We start from the raw sequence: 13,861 nt of genomic DNA, 5'->3' as shown, positions 1-13,861 counted from the left end.
CCTCTTACTATCTATTATTTACTACATTAATCTCATACACACGTAAAAAAGCAATTAAATGCTCGCACGCTCGTTCACACGCTAACATTTTAAAGATTTTTTGTTCCTCTTTCGTTTTATCATTCGCTTGATCTGAAGCAGCTTTTAAACATAGAAAAGGCTTGTTATTGATTTGGCATACATAAGCAAAAGCCGCCACTTCTTGATCAACCGCCAATGCTCCATATACAGTATGAAGTAAATATCTCATTTCCGAACTACGAATACGTTGATCTCCAGATAAAAATGTACCAAAATGAATCGGATCATAAGATCGGACCTTTTTTATTCTTCTTACAAGTGACTTTGTTGTTTCAATAGGTGCTGTTCTACCATTATATAAATTAAAAACATCTTCCCCCGAACCCGCAGCAGTAACGTCGTGTTGTATTGCATTAAGAGCTACTACAATATGACCATTTTTCACCTTATTTGATAAGCTTCCGCATATCCCTGTCATAAACAACTCATCAGGCTGAAACTCGCTAATTAATAATTGTACACAACTAGCACAGCTTACCTTACCAACACCAGTTATAACTGAAATAATTTCCAGATCATTTATAGTATGAAAATGAAATTCCCAAGCTGCTCGTTTTTCAATACGTTCACTTGGATAATATTGATGTAAATACGTGAGTTCTGGTTCCCATGCAGATACGATTGCAATACGTTTCATAACACGCTTCACTTCCCCTATTGTTATCATGTAAATACTTTATCTATACTCTCTCGTTCATAATATGGAATCCACTCTTTATATTTCTCATATACATTTCGTATTGTTTCTTTATTCTTCGTAATTACTTCACATCCTCTATCATCATAAATAAACATGATAATATCTTTCGTTACATTTATAAGAAACACATCTGGATAAGAAATTTCTTTTTTGCGCCCAAAACGAGGCTAAAGACCCGGAAAATCTTCATGATTCGCAGCTTGAATAAGCGGCATATACTTTATATCGCTAGCAAAACATATTAACGAAAATTGATATGTACAATATAAATCAGCTTCTTCGTCTTCAAATAAAAAAGGTAATGTTTCTTGTCTTAACTTGAAATTTAAATCCCTCTTTTTAATAAAACTATTGTATACATTTATTTTCTGCGGATTTTTCACATTTTCCTTTTTAAATCGATAAACATTTGTTACTAAAAACACTCCATCTTCTTTTGAAAATATATCTTCAAATAAGTATTTATTATATGTATAAAGTTGAGTGAAGTATTCCATATTTACATCATCGGTTCTTTCGACAAATGGGTCTTTCCCTTTCCCAAAATGAAAATGCAAACGATTTTCCCACTGAAAGTATATATGTGGTACTAATGTAACCCCAGGAAATGTTTGATTCATATATTCTTTTAATTGCATTCTTATACCCTTTCTACTCTACAATTTCTTTTAACTGCCAATATGATTCTTCTAACCAAGGATGTAAAACTTTCAACTTATCTTTTCTCTCCCACAAATATGAAATATATGCAAAAGCAGCATGTTCTAAAGATTTTTCTAATCCTTTTTTTACTTCTGCTAAATGTGGTGGTGCTCCATTTTGATCCCATTCTATTTTATCAGCAACAAATAACACTAAATCCATTTTCGTTGCATGTTTACGTAGTGTAGTATGGCAGCAAATTGCATTCAAAATTTCTTCATTATCCACTTTAAATATCTCTTTAGCGATTACTCTCGAAAGTTTTTGATGAATAATCATTGGGAATTTCCGTTCTTCTTCCAATATCCCTATTCCAAATTCTTCAGCAACTACAATCCGATCTTCATTCGGAAAGATTGCACTAATATCATGTAAATATCCTGCAATTGCTGCCTTTTCTTCATTTACATGATACTTAACCGCAATTTTACGAGCTTCATTTGCAACCCGAATTGAATGTTTATATGTAACTTCTTTACTGTATTTTAATAGAAAAGCTTTTATATCATTTTCAATTTTTCCAGTTGGAGTAAATGAATATATATCCTTATATACCATCGTATGTCCCCTTCTCCCTAATTTTGAATATAACGTTGTATTTAAATATCCTTTATATTTGTATTCGTTAAGAATATTTTAATCCCTTTTTTATACGTTACATGAAATTTTATGTGGAATCATTGCTACAAAATACATAAATGTTTGATATTATAGTAATGTTAATGATTTGTAAGGAAAGGAACTACATAATGAATAAAAACATATTAATTATTGATGATGATAAAGAAATTGTTGAATTACTTGCTGTTTATTTGCGAAATGAAGGCTATAACATTTATAAAGCATACGATGGTGATGAAGCATTACAAATGATTTCTACATATGAAGTTGACCTTATGATTTTGGATATTATGATGCCCAAACGAAATGGATTAGAAGTTTGCCAAGAGGTTCGTGAGAATAATACTGTACCTATTCTTATGCTAAGTGCAAAAGCAGAAGATATGGATAAAATATTAGGTCTTATGACTGGTGCAGATGATTATATGATTAAACCATTCAATCCATTAGAATTAGTAGCTAGAGTGAAGGCTTTGCTACGAAGATCATCTTTCCAAAATGCCACTTCCTCTAAAAAAGAAGATGGTATTATTCGTATTCGTTCTGCTGAAATACACAAACATAATCATACAGTTAAGGTCAATGGAGAATATATTAAGCTTACATCTATTGAATTTGATATTTTATATTTACTTGCGAGTAATACGGGGAGAGTATTTAGTTCCGAAGAAATTTTTGAACGAGTTTGGAATGAAGATGGTTATGGTTCAAATAAAACTGTAATGGTTCACATTAGTAATTTACGAGATAAACTTGAAACAGGAATGAATGGAGAGAAGTTTATTCATACTGTTTGGGGAGTAGGCTATAAAATTGAGAAATGAAGCATTTGATATATTAAAAGATATCCCAAAGTGGAAGTTAATTTTTTGGTTCATGTTAGCTATCACACTTACTCCTATTACGGAATTAATTATATATCGTCTTGTTACAAGTGTAATTGAAAGTTCACTTACGTTAAGCGAACTAGGCAAAGAATTTATTAGAATTTTTGGTTATGAAAAATATAAAGGAATAAAGGAATCACTTTGGATGATGATTGTCACTTATTTATTTTTATTCTCTATTTTCTCATCCTACCTATACATTTTTTATCGTCATGAAAGAAAACTGTACTATGAAACATGTATTAAAAAAATGATAGAAGAGATTCGTTATATTGCAAATGGCAACTTCAATCATAAAGTTTCTATCGTACATCATAATTACCTGGAAGAGTTAGCAACTGGGGTTAATCACATTGTTGAACAATTGAAAGTCTCAATTGATGAAGAAAGACAGGCAGAACAAGCAAAAAGTGAATTGATTACAAATGTATCGCATGATTTACGTACTCCTCTTACCTCTATAGTTGGATACGTGAATTTAATCCACCATGATAATTATAGAGATGAAGTGGAATTACGTCATTATATACAAGTCATTTACGATAAAGTAACACGCCTTAATGCATTAATGAATGATTTGTTTGAATATACACGTGTTCAAAATAAAGAGTTAAGTTTATATTCTGCTCCTATCGACATTGTAGAGCTGCTTGGACAATTAACTGTTCAATTCCGCATTCAGGTTCAAGAAGCTAATATAGAATGTCGCCCTTCTTTCCCATCTCAAAAACTCATGGTATTAGCTGATGGAGACAAATTAGTTCGCGTATTTGAAAATCTAATTATTAATGCGATCGCTTATGGTAACGACGGTGGATATATCGACCTTGTTGCCTATGAAAGCAATAATATGATTACTATAGATATAACAAATTACGGCCAACCTATTCCTAGTACAGATTTACCTCATATTTTTGAACGTTTTTATCGCGTTGAAAAATCTCGCTCTACGAACACTGGTGGATCTGGTCTCGGATTAGCAATTGCAAAAAGTATTGTTGAATTGCATAAAGGAACAATTGAAGTATATAGTGATGATAAAAAAACAACTTTCACTGTAAAACTACAACAATATAAATGTTAATAGAGCTTAACTTTAGGTCCAATTCCTTATCATAAAAGGAATTGGACCTTCCATTTTCCATTAACATCCAAATTTTAATAATCCTTTATAATTCTTTAGAAATTCTTTACCTTTTCTTTCTTCCTAATTAAGCATTCCTTTTTACAATATTATTATCGATGTCATATTAGGAGGATCGCTTATGCAATTCCTGAAAAAATTCACTATTTTATTATTATCTTTTGTTATTACAGCACTTATCGTTTTATATTTTTATCTTTATGTAAATGGTCCAATTATTCAAGCTAAATCAGCTATTTTAATAGATGCTAATTCAGGTGAAGTTGTTTATAAAAAAAATGAAGATATTTCTATACAGTCAGCTACTTTATCTAAATTAATGACAGAGTATATCGCAATGGAACAACTGAATGAAGGAAAAATACACTTAGATGAATTAGTAAAAATAAGTAACGAAGTTTTCCGAGCAGAAACGAGCCCTATACAAGTAACTTCGAAAGATAAAACGACAGTTCGTGATTTACTTCACGCATTGTTTTTGACAGGGAATAATCGTTCCGCACTTGCCCTTGCAGAACACATTGCTGGAAACGAAGATAACTTTACACTTTTAATGAATGAAAAAGCAAAACAACTAAAGTTATCACAAGCTTCCCCGTTTCTAAATGCTACTGGTATGAATAACGATACAAATAAACAATCAAATACAACAGCGATAGATGTAGCGAAACTAGCAACACAATTAGTAAAAGACTTTCCAGATGTATTGAATATTACGAAACTAACCTCTTACCAATTTACCTTCAAAGATTCAAAAGTTTTCAATACAAATAAGATGATTTATTCCCTTAATAAAAACATTAATCTCCAAGGTGTTGACGGCTTACAAACTAGTTTTTCAACTAATGGTAATTATAGTTTTGTCAGTACGGCACATCGAGGAGATACTAGACTTATTTCTGTAATATTAGACTCAAATGAAGAAAACAGTACCTTTATTGAAACAAAAAAACTACTACAGTACGGTTTTGATCCATCCTCGTACTCCTCACTCCAAGCTTTTAAAGATGCTGTTACCTCTTGGACAGTATTACTTCAATTTCAAAATTTAGTCATACAAACATTATTGATTTTTTTCATTATTACATTTTTAATGTTTTTACATATACGCCAGAAAAAATCCGAGGATTTCAACTAGGAAATCTTCTTATATATAAAACGGCTTGCATTTATAGTGCAAGCCGTTTTTCAAGTCTATAGTCCTCTTCCAATTAAATTTGCTGAAATAGGCTGAAGATTTAGCTCTCTCGCCCATATAGATAGCTGACCAATGTGATGAATTTCATGTACAATTACATGTCTTAAAACTTCACCGTATGTATATGTTTTATCTGTCCACGAAGCTTTTAATATCTTATATTCTAGGCTAGATGACCAAAACTGCAAAAAAACTCCTAATTCTCGTTTATATAAATCAGATAACGCTCTCACTTGTTGGATCGATTTATAATCTTTATACTGCGGTTCATTATCTTCTTTTCCTTGAAGTGCGCTAATCCAGCTGTATTCAACATCGACAATATGGAATAATGTTTCTAAAATACTTCCTACACCACCTACACGCTTGCGGAGTAATTCTTCTTCTGAAAGTTGCTCACACCACTTAAACCAGTCGTCCCTTACTTGCCAATTGTATTGAAATAAAGTGTACATATTTATCTCTCCCCAACCTCTATTATCCACTTAACAGCATCTGTTATATATTGAGGCTCATCTTTTTGAATATAGTGACCGCTTTGTTTTGCAATTACAAATTTATTATTGCTTGATAATCGTAATAATTCTTCTTGCAATTGTAACCATTTCATTTGTGCATCTGGTGAATAAAAAGCTTTTTTACCTGCCGCTAACACGACAAGTGGAATATCATTCATTGATTTACAATGTCTATCTACTTCACTTAAACTAAATGTAAACTCTTCATAGGAACTTTCATATACAAATTGTTTATAGTAAGCTTCTTGAAATTCAGTAGACATGATTGGTAAAAATGATTCTTTATAATTTTCTGGTGTCGAATCCACCAAAACGATTCCCAACATATCTTCGGGATAAAAAGTGGCAAATAAACGTGCATTTATACCTCCAAAAGAATGTCCTATAAAAATATAAGGTGGTTTCAATTGTAATTGCGCTAAGCAACACCTTAAATCTTTTACCATTTCAGAACTAATATCTCTCTTGGAACTCTTCTCACTTTTCCCTAATCCCGCTCGATCATATGTAAGTACCGTCCCATATCCCGTCAACTCTTCAGCAATATGATCCCATGTCTTTGAATAATCGCCATAACTTGCCTCCATTATAATAACTGGCTGCAGCTTCTTTCCTTGGAACTTTTTCGTATACATTTTAAAATCATCAACTTGTACATATTCCTCTATACATTTAATCATTAACAATCACTTCTCTCAGGCCAAGTTCCTCAACAGCATGATCAATTATTTCACCAACAGATAAAGAGCCATCCAATATAATATCCGAATTCGGCTTAACAGTATGAATTGCTTCTAAATAAGCTTTTCTCGCAAATGTCATATAATGTTTCAAATCATTATGTATTTCATCTATTGTATCCTCTTTAAAATCTCGCAAGATTCTTCTAGCCATTGCAATATCTAAAGGCGTATCGATAAATATAGTTGCATCAATACATTCTCGCATTTCACTATTTAAGTATGCAAAAGGATAATCTACAATAATATAATCTACATTAGCCTCACCTATAAGATGCTGAATATCATGAATTAATGGCGTAAGCACCCATTCATCATAATTTGCTCCATCATCAATCCATTTACAAATATCAGTAGGACAGTTTTTAAAGTGATAGCTATCAAAATAAAGTGCTTTTGAATTTGTTAGCTTTTGAGTTAATTTTTCTGTAACAGTAGTTTTACCTCCTCCTGAAACAGCTGCAATTGTAATGATTTTCGTTTTATTATTCATAATTCCCCAACACACCCCATTAAGTTAACATAATATAATTATAGAAAACTATTATTTTTTACCACTCCATTCATATTCTAACATGCTCATTTCCCATAAATTCCAGTACGTTTCACCTACTTTTTTTGACTCGCGTAATAAACCTTCTTTTACAAACCCTATTTTTTCATAACAAGAAATGGCGGACGTATTAAAATCATAAACACCAAGAGTTACTCTATGTAGTTTTAATTCTTCAAATGCAATTTGTAATACGGCTTTCATCATATGTTTCCCTATAGAACGTCCTCTCATTTTCGTATCACCAACTAGCACTTTTCCAATCCTTGCAGACTTATTAATATTGTCTATTTGCCCAAGTGAAATATGACCAACTACTTTCTTAGACTCTTCATCTATTACTTTAAATACAAGTGTATTTAAGCTTTCTATATAATTCTCTAATTGTTGTTCATTTAGAGGATATGCAAATGCATTTCCCGACCATTGTATTAAAAACTCTTCAGAGTCAATCCAACCCATTAATTGTTTGAAATCAGACTTGTTAAAGGTTTCTAGTTTAATCACTTTTATGCTCCTTTCATACAGCATACTTTAAAGCCTCAAACCTATTTCTATATAAATAATATATTCTCCTTTATATGAAATTAAAATAAAGCCATTCTTAAGAATGGCTTTACCAAAAAAGCGAGATTACTCTTTTTCCTTATGTCAACAATGGCTCAATCGCTTCAATTTTACAAACTGAAATAATTATTGTAACTACCCCAGCACTATTAGCAAGCTTTACAACATCACAAGTGACCGAAGAAACAGTTCCAGCATAATTATTACTTCCTGTTGTAATGCGCACTGATCTGTTTACTAACTTTCTCAGCTCATCTTTAATTCCTTGTACACAGCAACAATCGCATGCTTTATTTTGTTCTTCTTGTTCTTTTTTACATTCTTCGAAAGCATCCCAGCAATCATCCTGTTTACATGAACACTTCTTTCTAGAATTACTATAACGATATCCCAAAATCTCACCCCCTAATCATTTCTATTAATATAGTATGTCCACTAGCTTCAAAGTGTACGAGGCAAAAGCATAGAAAGAAAAAACAAACGCATGTACTAAATTAAACTATATACATAAAAAACAAATGTATTGCTGTATGAACTCCCAGTGTATATACTGAGGATCCTCACATTAATAATTTCCTTTTTCTATTCAGCGCAATGCAAAAAAATAAAAATTGACCTCTAACAATTAGAGGCCAATTTTTATTATACATACTTTATATCTTATAATTTGCTAGACTGTAACCCCTGAATAAACGGAACTACCTCAGGATTCACAAGTGATGATAAATCGCCTAATTCTTTTCCTAAGTAAGCAGCTTTAATGACGCGTCGCATTACTTTAGAATTACGTGTTTTCGGTAAATCTTCTACAACGTGAATATCTTTTGGACATAATGCTTTTCCAATATGAGAGTTTACTAAACTCATTAATTCCTTCTTTAACTCTACTGTGAATGTTACATTGTCCCTTAATACTACAAAACAATGACAAACTTCACCTTTAACTTCATCAGGTACACCAATCGCGGCTGCTTCTATGACATCATTATGCTTTACAAGAATTGATTCATATTCAGCAGGTCCAATACGCTTTCCAGCAATGTTTAACGTATCATCTGAGCGTCCTGTAATAATATACTGCTCACCATCATAAATTACCCAGTCACCATGAACCCATTTATTTTCAAAACGTGACCAATATGTGTTCACATAACGTTCATCGTCTTCCCAGAAACTCTTCGTCATACCAACCCAAGGTTTCTCTAAACATAATTCTCCAACTTCATCACGAATTGGATTACCTTGAGCATCGAGCACAACCGCTGCCATTCCTGGTAAAGAAGCGTTAAAGCTTATCGGTGCAATTGGTTTAATAAGGACATTTCCGAAAATCCCACCAGAAATTTCAGTTCCGCCTGAATAGTTACAAATCGGCACATTACTTTTTCCAACCGTTTCAAATAGCCACATCCAAGGGTCTGGATTCCAAGGTTCACCTGTTGAAGCAAATACCTCTAAACTCTTAAGCGAATGTTTATTTACATATTCATCACCTTTTGCCATTAACGCACGAATTAATGTTGGTGATATACCCAAATGTGTAATTTCATATTTATCAACTGTCTCCCATAAACGATCTGCCTCTGGGAAGTCAGGTACACCTTCATACATAACCATCGTTGCTCCATTTATGAGAGAGCCGAATAGTAGAAATGGTCCCATCATCCAGCCCATATCAGTTACCCATAATACGCGGTCACCTTGTTTGATATTCATTCCAAATCCTGCATCAAATGCAGCTTTCAAAGGGAAACCAGCATGTGTATGTACTGTTCCTTTCGGTTTCCCAGTTGTACCTGATGTATAAATGAGCATTAATGGATCATCACTATGCATTTCTTCAGCATGTACAAATGGCTTTTCTTTTTCTAATGTACTCCATGAGAAATCATAATTATGTGGTGTAAATTCGTTTCCCGCATGACGCACAATAACAACTTTTTCAACAGTTGGACAATGTTCACAAGCTTTATCTACTTCATCTTTTAATGAAACTATTTTACCGCGGCGTGAAAAACCATCTGCAGTAATGATCATTTTAGATCCTGCCGCTTGCACACGTGTCATGACTGCATCAGATGCAAAACCTGAGAATATTGGTGAAATAATTGCTCCGATTTTCATAACAGCTAGCATTGCAACAACTGTTTCTGGAATCATCGGCATATAAATGGTTACTCGGTCACCTTTTTCAATACCCGCATGTTTCAAACCGTTTGCAACACGACTTACCCAGCTATCAAGTTCTTCATATGTAAATGATTTTGAAGTTCCATTTTCCCCCTCATACTGAAGTGCTGGTTGTGTTCTTGTTTCATCATCTGCAAGCCAGCGTGATAAAACTGATTCTACAACGTTACATGTTCCGCCATTATACCACTGTGCAAACGGCGTTCCATTTTCTAAATCTAGCACTTCTGTATAAGGTTTCATCCATTGATAGCCAACCGCTTTTTCAGCTTCTCCCCAAAACCAAGCTGTTTCTTCAATAGATTTATTATAAAACGTTTCATAATCTTCATAGCCCAATGATTTCATCCAACCATACAAACGCGTTTTTTCTTTATACTCTTCTGTTGGAAACCAAACTGCTTGTTTCAATGTTTTCCCCTCCTTGACTTTTTGAGCAAGAAAGCCCTAATTAGGGCTTTTAAACTGGATAAACAGGATGTTTACGATCCGTAAATATTTGATATTTACTCATATACATTTCGAATCGTCCTTTTAACTCTTCTCTTAAATTGTTTGGATGAACAATACCATCAATGACCATCTCTGATGCTAAATGGTAAATATCAATATCTTGCTTATACTCTTCGCGTTTTTCAGCAATGAAGCTATCACGCTCTTCTTCTGGTAAAGCTGCAATCTTATTTGCATATACAGCATTGACCGCGGCTTCTGGACCCATTACCGCAATAGAAGCTGTTGGTAATGCTAGGCAGCAATCTGGTTCAAAGGCTGGACCTGCCATCGCATATAAACCAGCACCATATGCTTTACGAACAACGATAGAAATTTTCGGTACAGTTGCTTCACTCATTGCGGAAATCATTTTTGCACCGTGACGAATAATACCAGCACGTTCTACTTTTGTACCAATCATAAATCCAGGTACATCTGCAAGGAATAATAACGGAATATGATATGCATCGCATAAATTAATAAACTTCGCTGCTTTATCAGCTGAATCGTGGAATAATACGCCGCCTTTCATTCGCGGTTGATTTGCAATAATACCTACTGGCTTACCATCAATACGTGCTAAACCTGTAATTAGTTCTTGAGCAAATAATTTTTTCACTTCATAGAAAGAACCTTCATCAATAACTCTATTAATAAGATCTTTCATATTGAAAGGAGCATTTTGATTTTCTGGAATGATTTGTTCTAACGTTTTATCGAATTGTTTCGGTTCTTGAGGTGTAACCAATGGAGTCTTTTCTAAGTAGTTATTTGGAAAATATGAAATGTATTGTCTTGCTTGTGTAATTGCATCTTCTTCTGTTTTACATAAAACATCTCCGCATCCTGATACAGAGCAATGCATACGAGCTCCGCCCATTTCTTCTAAAGTTACCTTCTCACCGATAACCATCTCAGCCATACGAGGAGATCCTAAATACATAGATGCATTTCCTTCTACCATCATAACAACGTCACAAAAGGCTGGAATATATGCACCACCAGCTGCAGAAGGTCCAAATAATAAGCATACTTGCGGGACTTTACCTGATAATTTCACTTGATTATAAAAGATTCTTCCTGCACCGCGGCGCCCTGGGAACATTTCAACTTGATCAGTAATACGCGCCCCAGCAGAGTCAACTAAATAAAATAACGGAACACGTAATTTTTCTGCCGTTTCTTGAATACGTAAAATCTTTTCAACTGTACGTGCGCCCCATGATCCAGCCTTTACCGTAGAATCATTTGCCATTACGCATGCCGTACGACCATGTATTTTTCCCGTTGCTGTTACAACACCATCAGCAGGTAATCCTGTTTGTTCACAATTTGCAAATAATGCATCTTCTACATATTCACCATTATCAAATAAAAGAGCTAAGCGATCTCGAACGAATAATTTTCCTTTTGCTTTGTTTTGTTCATGATATTTTGGTGCGCCGCCTTGTTTAATCGTTTCAACTCGTTCTTCAAATGTATTCGATTGTTGTTTTTGGTCTAACATATTTACTCCCCCTTATACATTGGTGTGCGTTTTTCTTTGAATGCTTGTAATCCTTCTAATCTATCTTTCGTATGGATTACACCTTCATACGCTTGTTTTTCCATTTGTAATCCGGTATGTAAATCAACTTGAATACCGTTTGAAATTGCTTCTTTAGCTAATCGAACAGCAATTGGACCATTACTAGCAATTCTCTCTGCCATTTCAATTGCTTTCTCTTCAAGTAAATGAGCCGGTACAACGAATTCTACTAGGCCATATTCTTTCGCTTCTTGCGCCGAAATGCGTCTGCCTGTATAAATTAATTCTTTCGCTCTACCAACACCGATTAATCTTGGTAAACGCTGCGTACCGCCTGCTCCTGGTATAATTGCAAGTGTAGTTTCAGTAAGACCAAGACTTGCAGTGTCAGAAGCAATTCTAAAATCACAAGCTAAACTTAATTCCGTACCACCACCAAGTGCGATTCCATTTATAGCAGCAATCACCGGCTGTGGTAATTGTTCAACCATTTCCATAGTAGAACGAATCATACTAACAGCATGACGAACTTGTTCTTCATTCATGCCAGCACGTTCTTTTAAATCAGCTCCGGCACAAAATGCTTTTTCACCAGCGCCTGTTAGAATAACTACACGAGTATTTGACTCTTCATTTATTTGAGTTAATATGTTTTGTAACTCTTCTAATAACGCTAAAGATAATGAGTTTGCTTGTCTTTCACGATATAATGAAATCTTTACAACGTGAGGTGTTATATAATCAACTGAAATGTTTTGTAATTGTAGCATCTTCTCACCTACTTATCGTTTTATGTTGAAGCGCTCTATACACATGACTCGGTAATTGGATATTTAATTTACTTTGAATAAATTGACTCGCTCTCAATAACTTCTCTTCATCAATATTCGTTTGGACCCCTAACTTATGGAGCATATGAACTAAGTCATCAGTTGCAACATTGCCTGATGCTCCTGGTGCATATGGACATCCACCAAGACCACCACAAGAACTATCAAATGTAGTAATACCATATTCTAATGACTTAACTACATTCGCCAGAGCCATTCCATATGTATTATGGAAGTGCATTGCAAACTGCGAAGCATCATATTTCTTTAATAAATGTTCTAATACTTTCTCTACTTGTAACGGATTTGCTACACCAATCGTGTCACCAAGAGATACTTCATAAATGCCATATGAAAATAGTTGATTACATAATTCGTCAACTGCTACGACGCTTATATCTCCTTCATAAGGACAGCCAAATACAGTAGAAATATAGCCCCTTACCTTTTTTCCTTCGAATAATGCCTGTTTTGTTATATCTTCAATTACAACTAATGCTTCTTTAATTGATTTATTAATATTACTTTTATTATGAGATTCACTTGCTGATAAAAAAACATTCACCTCATCTACATTTTGCAAAAAAGCTCGTTCCAAACCATTTTGATTTGGAACAAGCGCTGCATATGTAACATTTGGATCCCTTTTCAGCTCAGAAAACACATCATTTGCATCTGCTAATGCAGGAACCCATTTAGGGTGAACGAATGAGGAAACTTCAACGTACGATAATCCCGACTCTGTAAGTAGTTGAATCCATTTTACTTTATCTTTTGTGCCAACAATCTTTTTTTCATTTTGTAAGCCATCACGTGGCCCGACTTCTTTAATGACAGCAAAATTAGGTAGTTTCAATTCGCTTCCCCCTATATCTCCCTATTCAATTTCTAGTAATACATCTCCTTCATTTACAAAATCGCCTTCTTGTACATTAATTTTCATAACTGTGCCAGCTTCTTCTGAAACGATTGGAATTTCCATTTTCATAGATTCCAAAATGACGACATCCTGCTCTTCCTCTACTGTATCTCCTACTCCTACAACAATCTTCCATACATTTCCTGCCATCGATGCATATACTTTCGTCATCATTTTTTCCCCCTTAA

Annotated in this window: 15 protein-coding genes and 1 pseudogene; 3 read left to right on the top strand and 13 right to left on the bottom strand. The window is 34.0% G+C overall.

From position 1 onward, the window contains the following. Positions 1-7 precede the first annotated feature (7 nt). The 3 genes and pseudogenes from AC3WTI_RS03365 to yqeK form a co-directional block, all read right to left on the bottom strand. A complete protein-coding gene (locus AC3WTI_RS03365; protein WP_142305862.1) occupies positions 8-745 on the bottom strand; it encodes a phosphorylase family protein in 738 nt (245 codons plus the stop codon). Beyond that, positions 745-1,419 (bottom strand): annotated as a pseudogene (locus AC3WTI_RS03360) (DUF3885 domain-containing protein). The gene AC3WTI_RS03365 and the pseudogene AC3WTI_RS03360 overlap by 1 nt, the downstream one beginning before the upstream one ends. Positions 1,420-1,432: 13 nt before the next feature. Further along, entirely contained in the window at positions 1,433-2,041 is a 609-nt protein-coding gene (gene yqeK / locus AC3WTI_RS03355; protein ID WP_087956543.1) for a bis(5'-nucleosyl)-tetraphosphatase (symmetrical) YqeK, read from the bottom strand. Positions 2,042-2,232: 191 nt separating this feature from the next. Here yqeK and AC3WTI_RS03350 point away from each other — a divergent pair, with 191 nt between their 5' ends. From AC3WTI_RS03350 to AC3WTI_RS03340, 3 genes are all read left to right on the top strand, one after another. Next, positions 2,233-2,928, top strand: a complete 696-nt coding sequence (locus AC3WTI_RS03350; RefSeq protein ID WP_087956542.1) for a response regulator transcription factor — start codon at positions 2,233-2,235, stop codon at positions 2,926-2,928. Beyond that, a complete protein-coding gene (locus tag AC3WTI_RS03345; RefSeq protein ID WP_087956541.1) occupies positions 2,918-4,075 on the top strand; it encodes a sensor histidine kinase in 1,158 nt (385 codons plus the stop codon). Before AC3WTI_RS03350 ends, AC3WTI_RS03345 begins: the two co-directional genes overlap by 11 nt. Positions 4,076-4,256: 181 nt before the next feature. Continuing rightward, positions 4,257-5,273, top strand: coding sequence for a D-alanyl-D-alanine carboxypeptidase family protein (locus tag AC3WTI_RS03340; protein WP_087956540.1), 1,017 nt, complete (start codon positions 4,257-4,259; stop codon positions 5,271-5,273). A gap of 56 nt (positions 5,274-5,329) precedes the next feature. On the opposite strand, the gene AC3WTI_RS03335 is transcribed toward AC3WTI_RS03340, so the two are convergent. The 10 genes from AC3WTI_RS03335 to AC3WTI_RS03290 all read right to left on the bottom strand — a co-directional run bounded on the left by AC3WTI_RS03335 (position 5,330) and on the right by AC3WTI_RS03290 (position 13,847). Further along, on the bottom strand, positions 5,330-5,788 hold the full coding sequence (locus AC3WTI_RS03335; protein ID WP_087956539.1) for a DinB family protein: 459 nt from the start codon (positions 5,786-5,788) through the stop codon (positions 5,330-5,332). 2 nt (positions 5,789-5,790) lie between these two features. After that, complete coding sequence (locus AC3WTI_RS03330; RefSeq protein WP_097841021.1) at positions 5,791-6,531, bottom strand: alpha/beta fold hydrolase; 741 nt, start codon at positions 6,529-6,531, stop codon at positions 5,791-5,793. Next, positions 6,524-7,084 carry a nucleoside/nucleotide kinase family protein gene (locus tag AC3WTI_RS03325; RefSeq protein WP_087956537.1) on the bottom strand — a complete coding sequence of 187 codons (561 nt, stop codon included), beginning with the start codon at positions 7,082-7,084 and terminating at the stop codon, positions 6,524-6,526. Before AC3WTI_RS03325 ends, AC3WTI_RS03330 begins: the two co-directional genes overlap by 8 nt. Positions 7,085-7,135: 51 nt before the next feature. Continuing rightward, positions 7,136-7,675 carry a GNAT family N-acetyltransferase gene (locus AC3WTI_RS03320; RefSeq protein WP_142286499.1) on the bottom strand — a complete coding sequence of 180 codons (540 nt, stop codon included), beginning with the start codon at positions 7,673-7,675 and terminating at the stop codon, positions 7,136-7,138. 115 nt (positions 7,676-7,790) lie between these two features. Continuing rightward, positions 7,791-8,105 carry an exosporium protein ExsK gene (gene exsK / locus AC3WTI_RS03315; protein WP_087956535.1) on the bottom strand — a complete coding sequence of 105 codons (315 nt, stop codon included), beginning with the start codon at positions 8,103-8,105 and terminating at the stop codon, positions 7,791-7,793. A 266-nt stretch (positions 8,106-8,371) separates the two neighbouring features. Beyond that, positions 8,372-10,312, bottom strand: a complete 1,941-nt coding sequence (locus AC3WTI_RS03310) for an AMP-binding protein (protein WP_087956534.1) — start codon at positions 10,310-10,312, stop codon at positions 8,372-8,374. Positions 10,313-10,361: 49 nt separating this feature from the next. Continuing rightward, positions 10,362-11,903 (bottom strand): acyl-CoA carboxylase subunit beta, encoded by a 1,542-nt coding sequence (locus AC3WTI_RS03305; protein ID WP_087956533.1) that lies wholly within the window; start codon positions 11,901-11,903, stop codon positions 10,362-10,364. A gap of 2 nt (positions 11,904-11,905) precedes the next feature. Further along, entirely contained in the window at positions 11,906-12,694 is a 789-nt protein-coding gene (locus tag AC3WTI_RS03300; RefSeq protein WP_087956532.1) for an enoyl-CoA hydratase, read from the bottom strand. A 4-nt stretch (positions 12,695-12,698) separates the two neighbouring features. Next, positions 12,699-13,610 (bottom strand): hydroxymethylglutaryl-CoA lyase, encoded by a 912-nt coding sequence (mvaB, locus tag AC3WTI_RS03295; protein WP_087956531.1) that lies wholly within the window; start codon positions 13,608-13,610, stop codon positions 12,699-12,701. A gap of 21 nt (positions 13,611-13,631) precedes the next feature. Beyond that, complete coding sequence (locus AC3WTI_RS03290; protein ID WP_001985297.1) at positions 13,632-13,847, bottom strand: acetyl-CoA carboxylase biotin carboxyl carrier protein subunit; 216 nt, start codon at positions 13,845-13,847, stop codon at positions 13,632-13,634. Positions 13,848-13,861: the final 14 nt, after the last annotated feature.

The sequence above is a fragment of the Bacillus sp. EB106-02-03-XG38 genome (assembly GCF_058792175.1).
Note: the sequence above shows the minus strand (reverse complement) of the source record. Positions and strands in the feature narration are given on the sequence as shown.

Coding starts and splice junctions, on each gene's coding strand:
- AC3WTI_RS03350 (WP_087956542.1), top strand. CDS start 2,233: ATGAATAAAAACATATTAATTATTGATGATGATAAAGAAATTGTTGAA.
- AC3WTI_RS03335 (WP_087956539.1), bottom strand. CDS start 5,788: ATGTACACTTTATTTCAATACAATTGGCAAGTAAGGGACGACTGGTTT.
- AC3WTI_RS03340 (WP_087956540.1), top strand. CDS start 4,257: ATGCAATTCCTGAAAAAATTCACTATTTTATTATTATCTTTTGTTATT.
- AC3WTI_RS03330 (WP_097841021.1), bottom strand. CDS start 6,531: ATGATTAAATGTATAGAGGAATATGTACAAGTTGATGATTTTAAAATG.
- AC3WTI_RS03305 (WP_087956533.1), bottom strand. CDS start 11,903: ATGTTAGACCAAAAACAACAATCGAATACATTTGAAGAACGAGTTGAA.
- yqeK (WP_087956543.1), bottom strand. CDS start 2,041: ATGGTATATAAGGATATATATTCATTTACTCCAACTGGAAAAATTGAA.
- AC3WTI_RS03300 (WP_087956532.1), bottom strand. CDS start 12,694: ATGCTACAATTACAAAACATTTCAGTTGATTATATAACACCTCACGTT.
- AC3WTI_RS03320 (WP_142286499.1), bottom strand. CDS start 7,675: ATGCTGTATGAAAGGAGCATAAAAGTGATTAAACTAGAAACCTTTAAC.
- AC3WTI_RS03325 (WP_087956537.1), bottom strand. CDS start 7,084: ATGAATAATAAAACGAAAATCATTACAATTGCAGCTGTTTCAGGAGGA.
- AC3WTI_RS03290 (WP_001985297.1), bottom strand. CDS start 13,847: ATGATGACGAAAGTATATGCATCGATGGCAGGAAATGTATGGAAGATT.